The organism is Chryseobacterium pyrolae, from assembly GCF_025153485.1.
Taxonomy (GTDB): Bacteria; Bacteroidota; Bacteroidia; order Flavobacteriales; family Weeksellaceae; genus Chryseobacterium; species Chryseobacterium antibioticum.
In genome coordinates this window covers 173843-187980 of sequence record NZ_JANZQH010000005.1, presented here as the reverse complement: position 1 = coordinate 187980, position 14138 = coordinate 173843, and the positions used below count along the sequence as shown (strand labels likewise).

Below are 14138 nucleotides of genomic sequence, written 5' to 3'. Positions count from 1 at the left end.
TATATGGCTGTATCTGTTTTAGATATTTTATTGTAAATAAGCATTTTATATGTGCGATATTTAATTTAAATTTTTATTTTTGTAAAAATGCTTAATGTTTTTTAATAATCAGTATAAATTATGAAAAGGAAAATTTTACTAGTTTGTGCGCTTGCTGCCGGTTTGGTTTCTGCGAATGCACAAAGGTGGGAGCCTGCATCCCAGAAAACTTCTCAAATCAGGAAAGAAGTTGAGGTTCAATACTCTTACAGAGTGGATCTGGCATCACTTAGAAATCTTTTAAAAGATGCTGTAGAAACAGGTAAAGATGCAAAGCCTGTCATTATCTCACTTCCAACAGCGGAAGGAAAAATTGAAAAATTTGCAGTGTTCAGCAACCCTGTTGTAGAAAAGTCTATGGCAGACAGATACGAGTTGGGCTCATATGTAGGAGTGGGAGTTGATGACCCTTCTAAATACTTGAGATTCAGTACGGCTCCGACTGAAATCCAGTCTATGATTATCAAAAACGGAGTATTCCAGTTCATAGAGCCTATTACTACAGACAAACAGACTTACGGAGTATTCTATAAAACGAAAAGAACCGCAAGCGATAACGGATTTGAATGTACTACAGAAGAGAAAAATACGAAAGACATCAAATCATTAGAAACTAATGGGAGAAATAGCCTTTCTAATGTAGGAATTACCAACAGACCTTCTATTACAAAATACAGAACATACAGATTGGCACTTTCCACTACGGGAGAATATACCAAGAAATTTGATCCGGCAGGAGGAATTGTGAATACCGTAATTCAGATGAATGCTACCATGACGCGTGTGAATGGTGTTTTCGAAAAAGAATTCGGTATCAAAGCAATTATTCAGGATATCCCGGCAATCATATACACAGATCCTACTTCAGATCCTTATACTGGAAACCTGAATCTGAATCTGCAGCAGACCCTGACCTCCGTGGTCGGCAATGCCAATTACGACATGGGACACGTATTCAATGCAGCAGGTGGAAACGGGAATGCCGGCTCCATCGGATCAACATGTAAAGATCCTACAAGTTCTACCAACTTGGCAAAAGGATCTGCATTTACCCAAAATACAAACCCGGTAGGAGATCTCTTTGATATTGATTATGTAGCCCACGAAATGGGGCACCAGCTTGGTGGAAACCACACATTCTCTCATTCAACAGAAAATTCAGGAGTAAATATTGAACCGGGTGGAGGAACTACCATCATGGCATATGCCGGGATTACAGGAGATAATGTACAGATGAATTCTGATGCCTATTTCCATTACTCTTCCATCAATCAGATATTAATCAGTCTTGATGCTAAAGCAACCTGTGGAACATCTGAGAATATCACGACCAATACGGCACCTGCAATTTCACCACTTACTGCAAGAAATATTCCAAAAGGAACAGCATACTACCTGGATGCCTCTGCAACTGATGCGCAAGGAGATCCTTTTACCTACACATGGGAACAGTACGACAGTGTTGGGGCTAATGCTACTATTTCAGGAGACAGCGGTTGGGGATATAATACCGAAGGAAGTATAGCAAGATCATATTTCGGAACAGTAGGAGGAAGAAGATATTTCCCGAGCTTTGCCGCAGTAATGGAGGGAAAACTTACAGATAAAGCCAATTGGGAAACAGTAACTTATGTTCCCAGAACTTTAAAGTATGCTGTTACACTAAGAGATGGCAATGTAACGAGACCAATGGTTTCTTCTGCTGAAACAACAGTAACAGTTGGAAACGACGGACCTTTTAAATTTAATGGTCTTACGGCTGCTTCAGTTCTATATAATAACGCATCGAACACAATACAATGGGACGTAGCTAATACTACGGGTGCTCCTTATAACGTGGCCAATGTGAAAATAGATTATACTACCGATAACGGAGCTACTTGGACAGATTTAGCGGCTTCTGTACCGAATACAGGAAGCTATACAGGTCAAATGCCAGCCAGCTTAACGGGAGCTGTTAAATTAAGAATTTCAGCAATTGGAAATGTATTCTATGCTGTATCTCCTGCTGTTACTGTAGGGACGGCACCTACCTCTACTTCAGCAGCGCCAACAGGAGTTTCTACAATAGATGCTGAAGTTTTCAAAACAACAGCAAGAGTATCTTGGAACAGCGTACCGGGTGCAGCTACTTATTCTGTAAATTATAAAAAAGCAGGGACTACCAACTGGTCCAATACAACAAGCACAGTAAATTCTGTAGTTCTTACTGGTTTAGAAGACGAATCAAACTTTGAAGTGCAGGTAGCAGCTGTAGTAAACAGCGTACCGGGAGCTTTTTCTTCAAATTATACTTTTAAAACAAAAGGATTAAAAACAGGAATAGATTACTGTTTACTGAATACAGGAATCAATCAGTTAGGAACTATTGCACGTGTGCAACTTTCTAATATTAACTATTTAGACGGAACCTTCAGATCTTACAAAGATGTAAGTGAAAATGCAGCACAGGTCATCAACCTGACAAAAGGAGTTCAATATACAGTTTCTGTACTTGCAGGAAGCTCTTCCAATTATGCTCAGAATCCATTTACTGTTAATGCGTGGATCGATTATAACAGAAACGGTGTTTTTGAAGCATCTGAAAAAGTAATGACTTCTGCCTCTGCAGCTGGAACAAGAACAGAAACAGCGACATTCACTGTTCCCGCAACAGCTTACAGCGGAGATAAATTGCTAAGAATGAGAGTAGCTGGAAACTTCAATTTAGCATTGAACAGTGCTTGTGGAAATACTAACCAGGCAGGAAGCGTGATGGATCTTTCAGTGAAAATCACAAGCGGATTAGCCGTAAATGATGTAAACGGGACAAAAACATCTGAAATTTCTATCTATCCAAACCCGGCAGATACTTTCGTGGAAGTGAAGAATCTGAAAGGAAAAGCTGATTACAGCATTTTCAGTGCAGACGGAAGATTAGTTCAGCAAGGTCAGACAGATGGCAATAACAGAATTAATGTTGCATCACTGATTAAAGGAATGTATGTGATCACCCTTAAAGATGACAAAAACACATACAATACTAAACTTATCAAAAAATAATAAGTAAGTATATCAATAACTGAGACCGGGCATTTGTCCGGTCTTTTTTATGCATTAAAATTCAGAAAAACCGGATGTTAACATAAGTTTCATGTTTCGTTCAAAAAAATTAACTTTACGCAGACAAAAATTATTGGAATGCGAAAGACAATTTCTGTGAAAAATCCCGATTTCAGCGTAGAGCCTCAGGAAAGAGAGATCTATAATTTTGAAAAAGACGGATTAGAATTAAAATCATCTTATACCCAAAAAGATGTTAAAAATGAATCTTTAACACAGACTTCTCCAGGAATTGCTCCCTATCTCAGAGGCCCGTATTCCACCATGTACGTACAAAAACCATGGACTGTAAGACAATACGCAGGCTTCTCTACAGCAGAAGAATCCAATGCCTTTTACAGAAGAAACCTTGCCGCAGGACAAAAAGGACTATCCGTCGCTTTTGACCTTGCCACACACAGGGGATATGACTCTGATCACTCAAGAGTGGTAGGTGATGTTGGTAAAGCCGGCGTAGCCATCGACTCTGTTGAAGACATGAAAATCCTCTTCAATGAGATTCCATTAGACCAGATCTCTGTATCTATGACCATGAACGGTGCAGTACTTCCAATTTTGTCTTTCTATATTGTGGCTGCCGAAGAGCAGGGCGTAAGTCAGGAACTCCTTTCAGGAACTATTCAGAATGATATTCTGAAAGAATTTATGGTAAGGAACACCTATATTTATCCGCCGGCGCCTTCCATGAAAATTATTGCAGATATTTTTGAATATACTGCTCAGAATATTCCAAAATTCAACTCTATTTCCATCTCAGGATACCATATGCAGGAAGCAGGCGCCACTCCGGTGCTTGAAATGGCTTACACCCTTGCCGATGGTCTTGAATATGTTAGAACAGGGATTAAAGCAGGAATGAATGTAGATGATTTTGCCCCGAGACTTTCATTTTTTTGGGCGATCGGGATGAATCACTTTATGGAAATTGCAAAAATGCGCGCTGCAAGATACATCTGGGCCACTCTTTTAAAGCAGTTCAATCCGCAGAATCCAAAATCTCTGGCATTAAGAACCCACTCTCAAACCTCAGGATGGTCCCTTACAGAGCAGGAGCCGTTTAATAATATTACAAGAACGGCTATTGAAGCCCTTTCCTCAGCTTTAGGCGGAACCCAGTCTTTGCACACCAATGCCCTGGATGAAGCGATTGCCCTTCCAACAGATTATTCAGCGAAAATTGCAAGAAATACTCAGATTATCCTTCAGCAGGAAAGTGGAATCTGTGATGTCGTGGATCCTATGGGTGGAAGCAATCTTGTAGAAAGCCTTACCCAGCAGATGATTGAAGAAGCGATGAAATATATCGATGAGGTAGAGCAGGAAGGAGGAATGACAAAAGCTATTGAAGCCGGAATTCCAAAAATGAGGATTGAAGAAGCGGCCGCTAAAAAGCAGGCTAAAATTGACAGTGGTGAAGAATTCATCATCGGAGTAAACTCATTCAGAACAGCCTTAAAACAGGACGGAATAGAAATCCTGGACATCGATAACACAGAAGTCCGCAGAAAGCAGATCGAAAGACTTGAAAGAATAAAAGCAGAAAGAAATCCTGAAGCGGTTACCCAGATTCTGGACGAAATCCGTGAAAGTGCAAAGACAGGAAAAGGAAACCTTCTGGCTCTTTGTATAGAAGCTGCAAAAAGAAGAGTGACGCTTGGTGAAATGAGCGATGCCATGGAAGAAACTTTCGGCCGATATAAAGCCAATATTAGAACAATCTCTGGAGTATATGCTATGAACGCCGGGAAAAACGAATATTTTGAAAAAGCCCTTCATCTAACCCAAAAATTTGAAGAAGCAGAAGGCCGTCGCCCAAGAATTATGGTGGCGAAAATGGGTCAGGACGGGCACGACAGAGGAGCCAAAGTAGTAGCTACCGCATTTGCAGATATGGGATTCGATGTCGATGTGGCACCATTGTTCCAGACCCCGGAAGAAGTAGCTAAACAGGCCGTAGAAAACGATATCCACATCCTTGGAGTTTCTTCTCTTGCCGCTGGGCATAAGACCCTGGTTCCACAGGTTGTGGAAGAACTGAAGAAATTAGGGGCTGATGATGTAACGATTGTAGTAGGAGGCGTTATTCCGCAGCAGGATTATGAATTCCTGTATGCTAACGGAGCAGACTTTATTTTCGGTCCGGGAACCAACCTTCCGAAATGTGCCGTGGAAATCTTACAGAAATTCTTAGAAAATTAAAATCATTGTGCGGATTGATGGAAAAGTACTAATTTCAGTATTTCAACCATAAACCATACCGTGAGATGAATTTTAAAAATATAACCAAGCCTGCAGCCAATAAGATCATTATTGTTGCAGGCTTAATTTTTATCGCTGTGTTTTGTTTTGCGGCAGATTCTAAAAACAAGCCGGTTCAGAAATCTCCGGTCCCTGCAGATATCAATCGGGTTAAAAGTCACCTCACAGCCCTTACCCAAACCTCCGAATTCAGAAATCATAAAAATATTGACCAACTGAATGCCGTAGCAGACTACATTAAGCAGAACTTCAGTAAATATGGAGACAGTACAACCTTTCAGGAATATAATATTGAAGGTAAAATCTATAAAAATGTAATCACTTCTTTCGGGACAGAAAACAAAAAAAGGATCATCATCGGTGCTCATTATGACGTTTGCGGAGAGCAGCAGGGAGCAGACGATAATGCTACCGGAGTGACAGCCCTTCTGGAACTGGCCAGAATGCTCAAAGACCAAAAGCTAAACTACCGGATCGATCTTGTGGCCTACACCCTGGAAGAACCTCCTTATTTCAGGACCGAAAATATGGGGAGCCACATTCATGCTCAATATTTAAAAGATCACAACATCGATGTATATGGGATGGCAAGTGTAGAAATGATAGGATATTTCAAAGATGAAAAAAATTCACAAAGCTATCCATTAGGGATTTTGTCTTGGGTTTATGGCAACAAAGGAGATTTTATAACCCTTGTTAAAAAGTTCGGAGCCGGAAATTTTGTAAATCATTTCAGTAGCAATTTTAAGGAAGCCAATCAGATAAAAACAGAAACCTTTACCGCCCCGACATCTGTAAAAGGAACCGATTTTTCAGATCATCTTAATTATTGGAAATTCGGCTACTCCGCCCTGATGATCACTGATACATCATTCTTCAGAAACAAAAATTACCATGAAACCACAGATACTTTAGAAACACTTGATCTTGCAAGAATGACCAACGTGATAGATGGTATCTTTCTGAGCCTGATCCACATGAAATAAAAAAAAGTTTTGATATTCAGAAAAAATACTATATTTGCAGCTGAAAATCAAGTTTAACCCATTAAAAAACAACGAAGCAATGTTCAAAACGAATCAAAATTCTTCAGCTGGAGTACCCCTTATGGTGGTAAGGCTTCGTGGTTTGGTATACTCTTAGAATAATAGTACAACGAAATATCAAAACCCGAAGTCGTAAAGATTTCGGGTTTTTTATTGCGCAATATGTAAACTCCAGTTTCCCCGAAATTTTTTAGTGTCATTAAGAACAAAATGAAAAGATCTTTTACGATCCCACTTCATACTGTTCATTATCGTAAAATCAATCAACTGAAATTTTAGTTGAATAAGAAAAGATGTAAAACAAATCCAAAGTCTTGGATCTTGTATCTGGCATCTTGTGTCTTATCATTAATGGAAAATAATAATCTTCTGTTTCACCGCCTTAGAAGCGCTAGAAGCAGAAAAAGAACAGGTATAAAAGATGTAGAAAAACAGATAAGAAAAAAGTATAATCGTAGTAAAGACCTTTGGGAAATCAAAAGGAATATTCCTTGGATTCCACTGGAAAATCCCTATCAAAGAGGATTTGTAAGATTCTTTGTGCTAAATGATGATGTGAAAAGATCCAAAGACGCAGATTTCTTTGAAGGAATTCTGAAGAAGATCAACACCTATATGTATTCTGAAAGCCGATTGTTTCTGAAAAAGAGAAGAAAATTCGGACGAAGGATTTATGTGGAAAAAGCACAGAAACTCAACCGGATTTCCTTCTATGCATGGACAGACCCAAAATTTGGATTGACCCCCAGAGAAAGGCAGTATTTTCTTAGAAAAGAAGAATACAATCCATTCAGGAAAAGGAATGAAACCTACTACGAATTCATTGAACCCTGGAGATTCACCTTACGGATAAAACCCAATATGATTACGCACTATAAACCTGTAGATGCAGAGCTTGAAAAAGAATATGCTCAGCTTGAATCATATCTGGGACAGTATAAAATTAAGGGAATCATCCAAAAGAAAATCTATGGTAAATCAAATCCATGGAAAAAGGAATATGAAACTGAACTTATCAAAAGCAGAAAATATGCTGCCTGCATCATGTCTGCAACAGAAATTGCAGACTATTTTGAGGACTTATAAGTCCAAAATGATTTAAAACAAAAACAATGGGAAATTTAAAACTAAAAGGAAAGGATATATTAAAACTCGGCTATCCAAATAATCAAAGCGTCAATGTGGCTTTGGAGGTCATGAAAAGAAATTTTGCAACGAAGAATATTCATCATGTAAAATCTATTTTAAAAGACATCCTCCTCAATCCGGAGAACTTTGAAAAAGACCTGACTTTCGGACAGATCGCAGAATCGTTGCTTTCATCCAGAAAAACAGAAAAAAGGATGCTCAATAATCAGCGCGCTTCCTTCCAGATCTTTGGAAACAATATCTCTGAGGAAGCAAAAAACCAGCTGTATACCGCTTTAAAAATGCCAATCTCAACGCAGGGCGCTTTAATGCCCGATGCACACAGCGGCTATGGACTGCCGATTGGCGGTGTTCTGGCTGTAGAAAATGCAGTAATCCCCTACGGAGTGGGAATGGATATCGGCTGCAGAATGAGCCTCAGTATTTTGGATATACCGGTTTCATATCTAGACGGCGCGAGAGATAAATATGAAAAAGCTCTTGCCGAACACACCAAATTCGGGATGTACGAAACCCATAAATCTCATATTGATCACGAGATCTTTGAAAGAGATACCTTCGATATGATTCCGATTTTAAGAAGATTAAAAGGAAAAGCCATTAAGCAGATGGGGTCATCCGGAGGTGGAAATCACTTCGTGGAATTCGGAGAAGTAGAGATTACGGAAGAAGAGGAACAGATCGGGTTGCCAAAAGGAAAATATTTGGGCATTCTGTCCCATAGTGGCTCAAGAGGCTTAGGTGCTGAGATTGCACAATACTACTCAAGAGTAGCAGCAGATCAGTGCCCGTTGCCAAAAGAAGCCCAGCAGTTTGCCTGGCTGGATCTGAATACCCATCTCGGTCTGGAATACTGGACTGCAATGAATCTTGCCGGAGACTATGCTTCCGCCTGTCATGATGATATCCACAGAAGGCTTGTAAAAGCGGTGGGTGGAAGAGTAAAAGCCAGAATTGAAAATCACCACAATTTCGCATGGAAAGAAGTTCATAACGGAAAAGAAGTGATCGTTCACAGAAAAGGCGCTACTCCAGCCCATGAAAATGAACTGGGAATGATTCCCGGATCCATGACGGCAAAAGGTTTTATCGTCCGCGGAAAAGGAAATCCGGATGCCCTGAACTCAGCGTCGCATGGAGCGGGAAGAGCCCATTCAAGGGGAGAATGCAGAAGCCTTTTTACTCAGAATGATATCAAAAAAGAGCTGAAGTTGAAGAAAGTCACTTTGATGGGCGGTAATACGGAAGAAGCACCAATGGCTTATAAAGACATTCACGAAGTGATGAATGCCCAGAGCGAATTGGTAGACATCCTGGGAACATTTCAGCCTAGAATTGTGAGAATGGATAAATAACGTAGTTGTTGGTTTCTAGTTGTCAGCTGAAAGAATTATGCTTTCAATTACAAACCTACAGTTTTAACCTTATAGGTTTCAAAAGCCTATAAGGTTTTATAAATAATCATGTTGATACATATCGTTATCAGGATGATCAACAAAAAAATAAAAAAATGGGAGCACCTCATAACATAAAAAGATACGGAGAAGTCTGGCCGGAATTTAGAATCCGACACGGACTTGAAATTTTGAATAAATTAAAAGATAAAGTCATTATATCAGGGGGCTGGGCTTGGCATTTTATGTCAGAACCAGGGCATACAGAATACAAACATGCCCATGACCACAAGGATATTGATGTTTTTGTAAAAAAAGAAAACGCAGCAGAAGCAGTTAAGGTTCTTCAGCAGGAAGGGTTTCAGAAAGTTTGGACCCGATATGATCATCTGCAGAGTGAAGAAAATTTCCGCAGATATGAGAAAACAATAGAACCCGAAAACGGGAAACCTCATAGAGTTACTATAGATTTCTTTGAAAGAAATGATTTGGAAACGATTGAGATTAATGGCTTTACGGTTGTTAAACCTGAAACTTTACTGACTTTTTACAGAAACATTCACTCCAGTGATAAATGCTGGGCGGTGATGGCTGCTAAAGATTTACTCCAGAAAGGAATAGACCCCATCGGTCATCCAAAATTAAGTGAAATGCCTAACGTCAATTAAAATGGAAAAAAGATACAAACAACAATATTCTTCTTACTATACTGATTGCCTGGTGGTTTGCCCTGACTGTGGAAAGGACGCAGTTGTTAAAAATGAAAACAATTATAAAGAAGCCGTTCTTGAATGCAGACACTGTAATTTGAGAAAAACAGGATATGAAATGGTGATGTACAAAGCAATTGCTAAGCTTCATTGCCCTATCTGTGCACATTCTATCCGCGTTGAAAGATGTGTAAAAGAAAAGCTTCCGAATATATCAGTTCAGTGTGGAGAATGTGATGCCCGGTTCGATATAAAACCAAAATATGAAAAGTATTTCAGCAATTATTCTCAGAAAGCACAGGGGCTGAAGCAGGCTGAAGTTTTTGGCTGTCCCCTTTATTTCCAGGATGACTGCAAAGGAAATTTATTTTGGGCTAAAAACAGAGAGCACCTTTTAGAAATGGAGGCTTATGTTTCATCAGAATTAAGAACACTGCCATACAGAATGCGTATGGTAGAAAGACTGCCAGCCTTTATCAAAGAAGCAAAGAATAGAGAAGCAGTCTTAAAAATTTTACAAAAATGGAAAAACTCATACAAATAACCTCAGGAAGAGGACCTTTAGAATGCCAGTGGGTTACCGCTAAAGTATTGAAGGTTCTTCTTGAGGAAATCAAGAATAATAAAATAGAATACGAAATTATTCACCGTGAAAATGGTGATGAAAACCTGACCCTTAAATCCGTAACCCTGCTTTTAAAAGCAAAAGAACTGAATACATTCTTAAAAACATGGTTAGGAAGCATATGCTGGACCGGAAAAAGTACATTCAGGAAACTTCATAAAAGAAGCAATTGGTTTATCGGTGTCTTCGAACTGGAAGGATTGGAGAAAATCAATTTCAGTGAAAAAGATATTCAGTTCCAGACCACAAGAAGTCAGGGAAGCGGCGGCCAGAATGTGAACAAAGTCAATACCGCTGTTCGTGCCATTCACGGACCAACGGGAGAAAGTGTTTTTGCACAGGATTCCCGGTCTCAGCTGGAGAATAAAAAACTCGCCATCATACGGCTTAAAGAAAAAGTGGCCGGAATTTATATCAAGCAGCTTGAAAAAAGGATGCAGGACACCTGGAACAATCATTTGCAGGTACAGAGAGGAAATCCGGTCCGTACATTTTCCGGAACAGATTTTAAAAAGAATCATCAGGATAAATCATTCAAAAAACAAAGGAACGACCTGAAAAAAGAATTAAAAAACGAAAAAAATGACCTTAACTAAAAGTAAATATTATTTTGAAGCACTGGACAATTATCCATACAGCCTTCCGGACTGCCTGGAAGCACTGAACTATGCCTTGTCCTATGACCCTGAAGATGCAGACAGCCTTAGCCTGATGGGAAGAATATACAGCGAAATGCTGACGGATTATGAAAAAGCGAAAATCTATTTTGAAGAAGCGATACAGTGTGATGTCGCTAATCTCAATACGCCCTTACACTATATCAAATGTCTTTTGGATAATGAAGATTTGGAAGAAGCCGAAAAGCTCATTACCTATGCTTTAAAAATCAAAGGAATAGACAAAGCAAGGATATTGATCCAAAAATCGTTGTTGTTGGAGATGAGATTTGAATATAAAAAAGCTTTGGACCCCTTGAATGGAGCAAAAAAGTACATCTATGCTCAAAGTATGTTGGATTTTTTAAATGGAAAGGTGAAATTTATAAAAGCAAAACCGACTAAAAGGTTAAATAAAAAATATAAAAAGAAGAAAAGAAGACTGATTAAGTTTTTTTTTTTAATTTAACAATTTTTATTCTGTTTTTATGTGAATAAAATATAAATTCATCTTTTTAAAAACAAACTTATGAACAAAAAATTATTTTTATGGCCGGTATCGGTGGCTGTATTCTTTGCTTTCGGCAAAATGAATGCACAAAATTCAAATGAACTTATTCAGAAGTACTATCAGAAAAGTGGACAGTTAGCACAAAAAAACGGGACCACTAATAACACAGGCGTTATTATTTTGAATGAAGATCCTTCCAAAAGCCTGGGTGTGAATATCGTGAATGTTCAGCAGACGATTAACGGACTCAGGATCTATAATGCTTTGGGTAAAGTAATGATTAAAGAAGATAAAATCATCTCTGAAAAAAATGATTTTAAAAGAAATGTTTCTGTTGCCAGCCAGGGAAAGTCTAAAGACAGATTTTCAGAAGACCTCCTAAAACAAAAACTGAATCTTGATGAAATTTCCAAAGTGGATTACCTTCCCAATGTATATTTTGAAAAGAATGGTGTCTATGTTTTGGCAAAAGAACTGTTTGTTACCGATAAAAATTCTTCCGATGTATGGCATGTCATTGCTGATGCTTCTACAGGTGACGTTCTTGCAAAAGATAACTTAACGGTAGATTGTAATTTTACCCATGACAATCACTTTGATAATGAATCACAATCTCATGCAGAGCAGCATTTAGGATCTGAAGCAAAGGCTGAAGCTGGGGTTGGAGCATTGAATAAACCAATCAGCAGCCTGCTTGTTCCGACGAATGCTTCTTACAATGTTTTCGCACTTCCTGTAGAAGCACCCACATTCGGATCTCGCTCAATTGTCAGTAATCCGTGGGATATAACAGTTTCTCCGGAAGGATGGCATTCTGACGGAACGAATGCTTACACCAATACCAGAGGGAACAATGTGTATGCCTATTCTGATCAGACGAATGCCAATACTCCTGGTTACTCACCAAGTGGTGGAGCTTCATTAAACTTTGATTTTCCATTTGCAGAAGGAAGGTTTATAAACCCTTTAACCCACAGAGATGCGGCCATCACCAATTTATTCTATATGAATAATAAAATGCATGACATTTTCTACAAGTTTGGATTTACAGAATCTGCAAGAAACTACCAGACCAATAACTTCGCGAATGGAGGAATGGGAAATGATGCTGTAAATGCTGAAGCATTTGATGGAAGTGGTCTGAATAATGCGAATTTTAGTTCTGGATATGAAACTGTAATTTCGGGAATAACTTATCTCCAGGCTCCAAGAATGCAGATGTATCTTTGGGACAGAACCCAGACCGCAGCAGATCCTATTTCCAGATACCAGTATAATTCTCCGGCAACTGCTGTAAGCAGACCAAAAGTAATGACGGGCAGCGCAGCCTTTGGTCCTCTTTTATTTGATGGACAGACAGTGACCGGGGATCTTGCTGTTTCAGTACCGGCAGATGCCTGTACACAACCAGCGTTGGGAAGTCTTACCGGTAAAATAGCAGTAGTAACAAGTACAACCTGTGAATATAGCCTGAAAGTTTTGAATGCACAGAAAGCAGGAGCTGTAGGAGTTATTGTCTACAGACCGTCTACTGATACTCCGACCAATATGGGTGCAGGTGCTTCCGCTAGCCAGGTTACCATTCCTTCTATCAATATAGGAAAAACGGAAGGGCTATATATGGTAACAGAAGTGGGGAATGGAAATATGATCAATGCTACATTAGGAAATGATTTTAATGGCTTTAAACATTCAAGTTTGGATAACGGGATCATTGCCCATGAATACGGGCATGGTATTTCAAACAGATTAACAGGCCAGGGATACAGCTGTCTTTCTGCAGTCAATAGTGCAGAACAGATGGGAGAAGGATGGTCTGATTTCTTTGCATTAATGCTTACAACAAGACCGGGAGACACTTCAGCGTTAGCCAGAGGGATGTCAACCTATTCAGCAGATCAGCCGACAACAGGAGCAGGAATAAGACCTGCCAAATACTCTCCGGATTTTGGTGTAAACAGTTATACCTACGGAAATACAAATACCGTTTCCGGTTCCCATGCCATAGGATTTATATGGGCAACCATGCTTTGGGATCTGACATGGAAATACATAGAAAAATATGGATACAACAGTGATGTGCTGGCAAGTGCCACGTCTGGAAACGCAAAAGTTTTACAGCTTGTTGTCAATGGGCTTAAACTACAGGTATGCAGCCCTACATTTATCGATGGGAGAGATGCCATCCTTCAGGCAGATGCTGTAGGAAATGCAGGGCTTGATAAATGCATGATCTGGAAAGCTTTTGCCAAGAGAGGGTTAGGTGTTAATGCTTCTGCCGGAGTTAGAGCGACAGCTAATGATCAGGTTGAAAATTTTGAAGTTCCTCAGGAATGTAACACTGTTTTAGCGACTCAGGATGTAAAAGGAACAGAGAATAAATTTGTGATATTCCCTAATCCGACTTATGATGAATTCTTTGTAGGTAATTTAGAAGCGTCTTCTAAAGATGTGCAGATCAAAATGTTTGATATGTCTGGAAAATTAGTCTACTCAGATGCCAGAGATTCTCAATCCAAAAAAGGAATTTCCACAAAAGGCCTTCAAAAAGGAGTATATATGGTGCACATCAAGCAGGGTGAAAAAGCTCAGACTGAAAAACTGATTGTAAGATAAATCCTACCGTTTAATCAATATAAAAGGGCCT

The 14138-nt window shown here is 39.3% G+C and carries 10 protein-coding genes; all 10 read left to right on the top strand.

Going from position 1 to position 14138, the window contains the following annotated elements; translation table 11 throughout:
* Window positions 1–120 precede the first annotated feature (120 nt).
* The 10 genes from NZD88_RS12360 (at window position 121) to NZD88_RS12315 (ending at window position 14107) form a co-directional block, all read left to right on the top strand.
* Entirely contained in the window at window positions 121–3081 is a 2961-nt protein-coding gene (locus tag NZD88_RS12360) for a reprolysin-like metallopeptidase (protein WP_259829515.1), read from the top strand.
* A 138-nt stretch (window positions 3082–3219) separates the two neighbouring features.
* Entirely contained in the window at window positions 3220–5340 is a 2121-nt protein-coding gene (gene scpA / locus NZD88_RS12355) for a methylmalonyl-CoA mutase (RefSeq protein WP_259829514.1), read from the top strand.
* Window positions 5341–5405: 65 nt separating this feature from the next.
* Complete coding sequence (locus tag NZD88_RS12350) at window positions 5406–6386, top strand: M28 family peptidase (RefSeq protein ID WP_259829513.1); 981 nt, start codon at window positions 5406–5408, stop codon at window positions 6384–6386.
* A 411-nt stretch (window positions 6387–6797) separates the two neighbouring features.
* The gene (locus NZD88_RS12345; protein WP_259829511.1) at window positions 6798–7532 is read left to right on the top strand and encodes a hypothetical protein; all 735 of its coding nucleotides are present in this window, start codon (window positions 6798–6800) and stop codon (window positions 7530–7532) included.
* A gap of 26 nt (window positions 7533–7558) precedes the next feature.
* Window positions 7559–8950, top strand: coding sequence for an RtcB family protein (locus tag NZD88_RS12340; protein ID WP_259829509.1), 1392 nt, complete (start codon window positions 7559–7561; stop codon window positions 8948–8950).
* A gap of 155 nt (window positions 8951–9105) precedes the next feature.
* Complete coding sequence (locus tag NZD88_RS12335; RefSeq protein ID WP_259829508.1) at window positions 9106–9657, top strand: nucleotidyltransferase family protein; 552 nt, start codon at window positions 9106–9108, stop codon at window positions 9655–9657.
* A 1-nt stretch (window position 9658) separates the two neighbouring features.
* Window positions 9659–10243, top strand: coding sequence for a hypothetical protein (locus tag NZD88_RS12330; protein WP_259829506.1), 585 nt, complete (start codon window positions 9659–9661; stop codon window positions 10241–10243).
* Window positions 10222–10920: a peptide chain release factor H gene (gene prfH / locus NZD88_RS12325; RefSeq protein ID WP_259829505.1), complete on the top strand. Its 699-nt coding sequence runs from the start codon at window positions 10222–10224 to the stop codon at window positions 10918–10920. Before NZD88_RS12330 ends, prfH begins: the two co-directional genes overlap by 22 nt.
* Entirely contained in the window at window positions 10907–11449 is a 543-nt protein-coding gene (locus tag NZD88_RS12320; protein WP_259829499.1) for a tetratricopeptide repeat protein, read from the top strand. The genes prfH and NZD88_RS12320 overlap by 14 nt, the downstream gene beginning before the upstream one ends.
* A 60-nt stretch (window positions 11450–11509) precedes the next feature.
* Window positions 11510–14107 carry a T9SS-dependent M36 family metallopeptidase gene (locus NZD88_RS12315; RefSeq protein ID WP_259829497.1) on the top strand — a complete coding sequence of 866 codons (2598 nt, stop codon included), beginning with the start codon at window positions 11510–11512 and terminating at the stop codon, window positions 14105–14107.
* The last annotated feature ends 31 nt before the right edge of the window (window positions 14108–14138 follow it).

What these genes read in the sequence shown, in the direction of transcription:
- NZD88_RS12360 (WP_259829515.1), top strand. Translation starts at nt 121, where the DNA reads ATGAAAAGGAAAATTTTACTAGTTTGTGCGCTTGCTGCCGGTTTGGTT.
- scpA (WP_259829514.1), top strand. Translation starts at nt 3,220, where the DNA reads ATGCGAAAGACAATTTCTGTGAAAAATCCCGATTTCAGCGTAGAGCCT.
- NZD88_RS12350 (WP_259829513.1), top strand. Translation starts at nt 5,406, where the DNA reads ATGAATTTTAAAAATATAACCAAGCCTGCAGCCAATAAGATCATTATT.
- NZD88_RS12345 (WP_259829511.1), top strand. Translation starts at nt 6,798, where the DNA reads ATGGAAAATAATAATCTTCTGTTTCACCGCCTTAGAAGCGCTAGAAGC.
- NZD88_RS12340 (WP_259829509.1), top strand. Translation starts at nt 7,559, where the DNA reads ATGGGAAATTTAAAACTAAAAGGAAAGGATATATTAAAACTCGGCTAT.
- NZD88_RS12335 (WP_259829508.1), top strand. Translation starts at nt 9,106, where the DNA reads ATGGGAGCACCTCATAACATAAAAAGATACGGAGAAGTCTGGCCGGAA.
- NZD88_RS12330 (WP_259829506.1), top strand. Translation starts at nt 9,659, where the DNA reads ATGGAAAAAAGATACAAACAACAATATTCTTCTTACTATACTGATTGC.
- prfH (WP_259829505.1), top strand. Translation starts at nt 10,222, where the DNA reads ATGGAAAAACTCATACAAATAACCTCAGGAAGAGGACCTTTAGAATGC.
- NZD88_RS12320 (WP_259829499.1), top strand. Translation starts at nt 10,907, where the DNA reads ATGACCTTAACTAAAAGTAAATATTATTTTGAAGCACTGGACAATTAT.
- NZD88_RS12315 (WP_259829497.1), top strand. Translation starts at nt 11,510, where the DNA reads ATGAACAAAAAATTATTTTTATGGCCGGTATCGGTGGCTGTATTCTTT.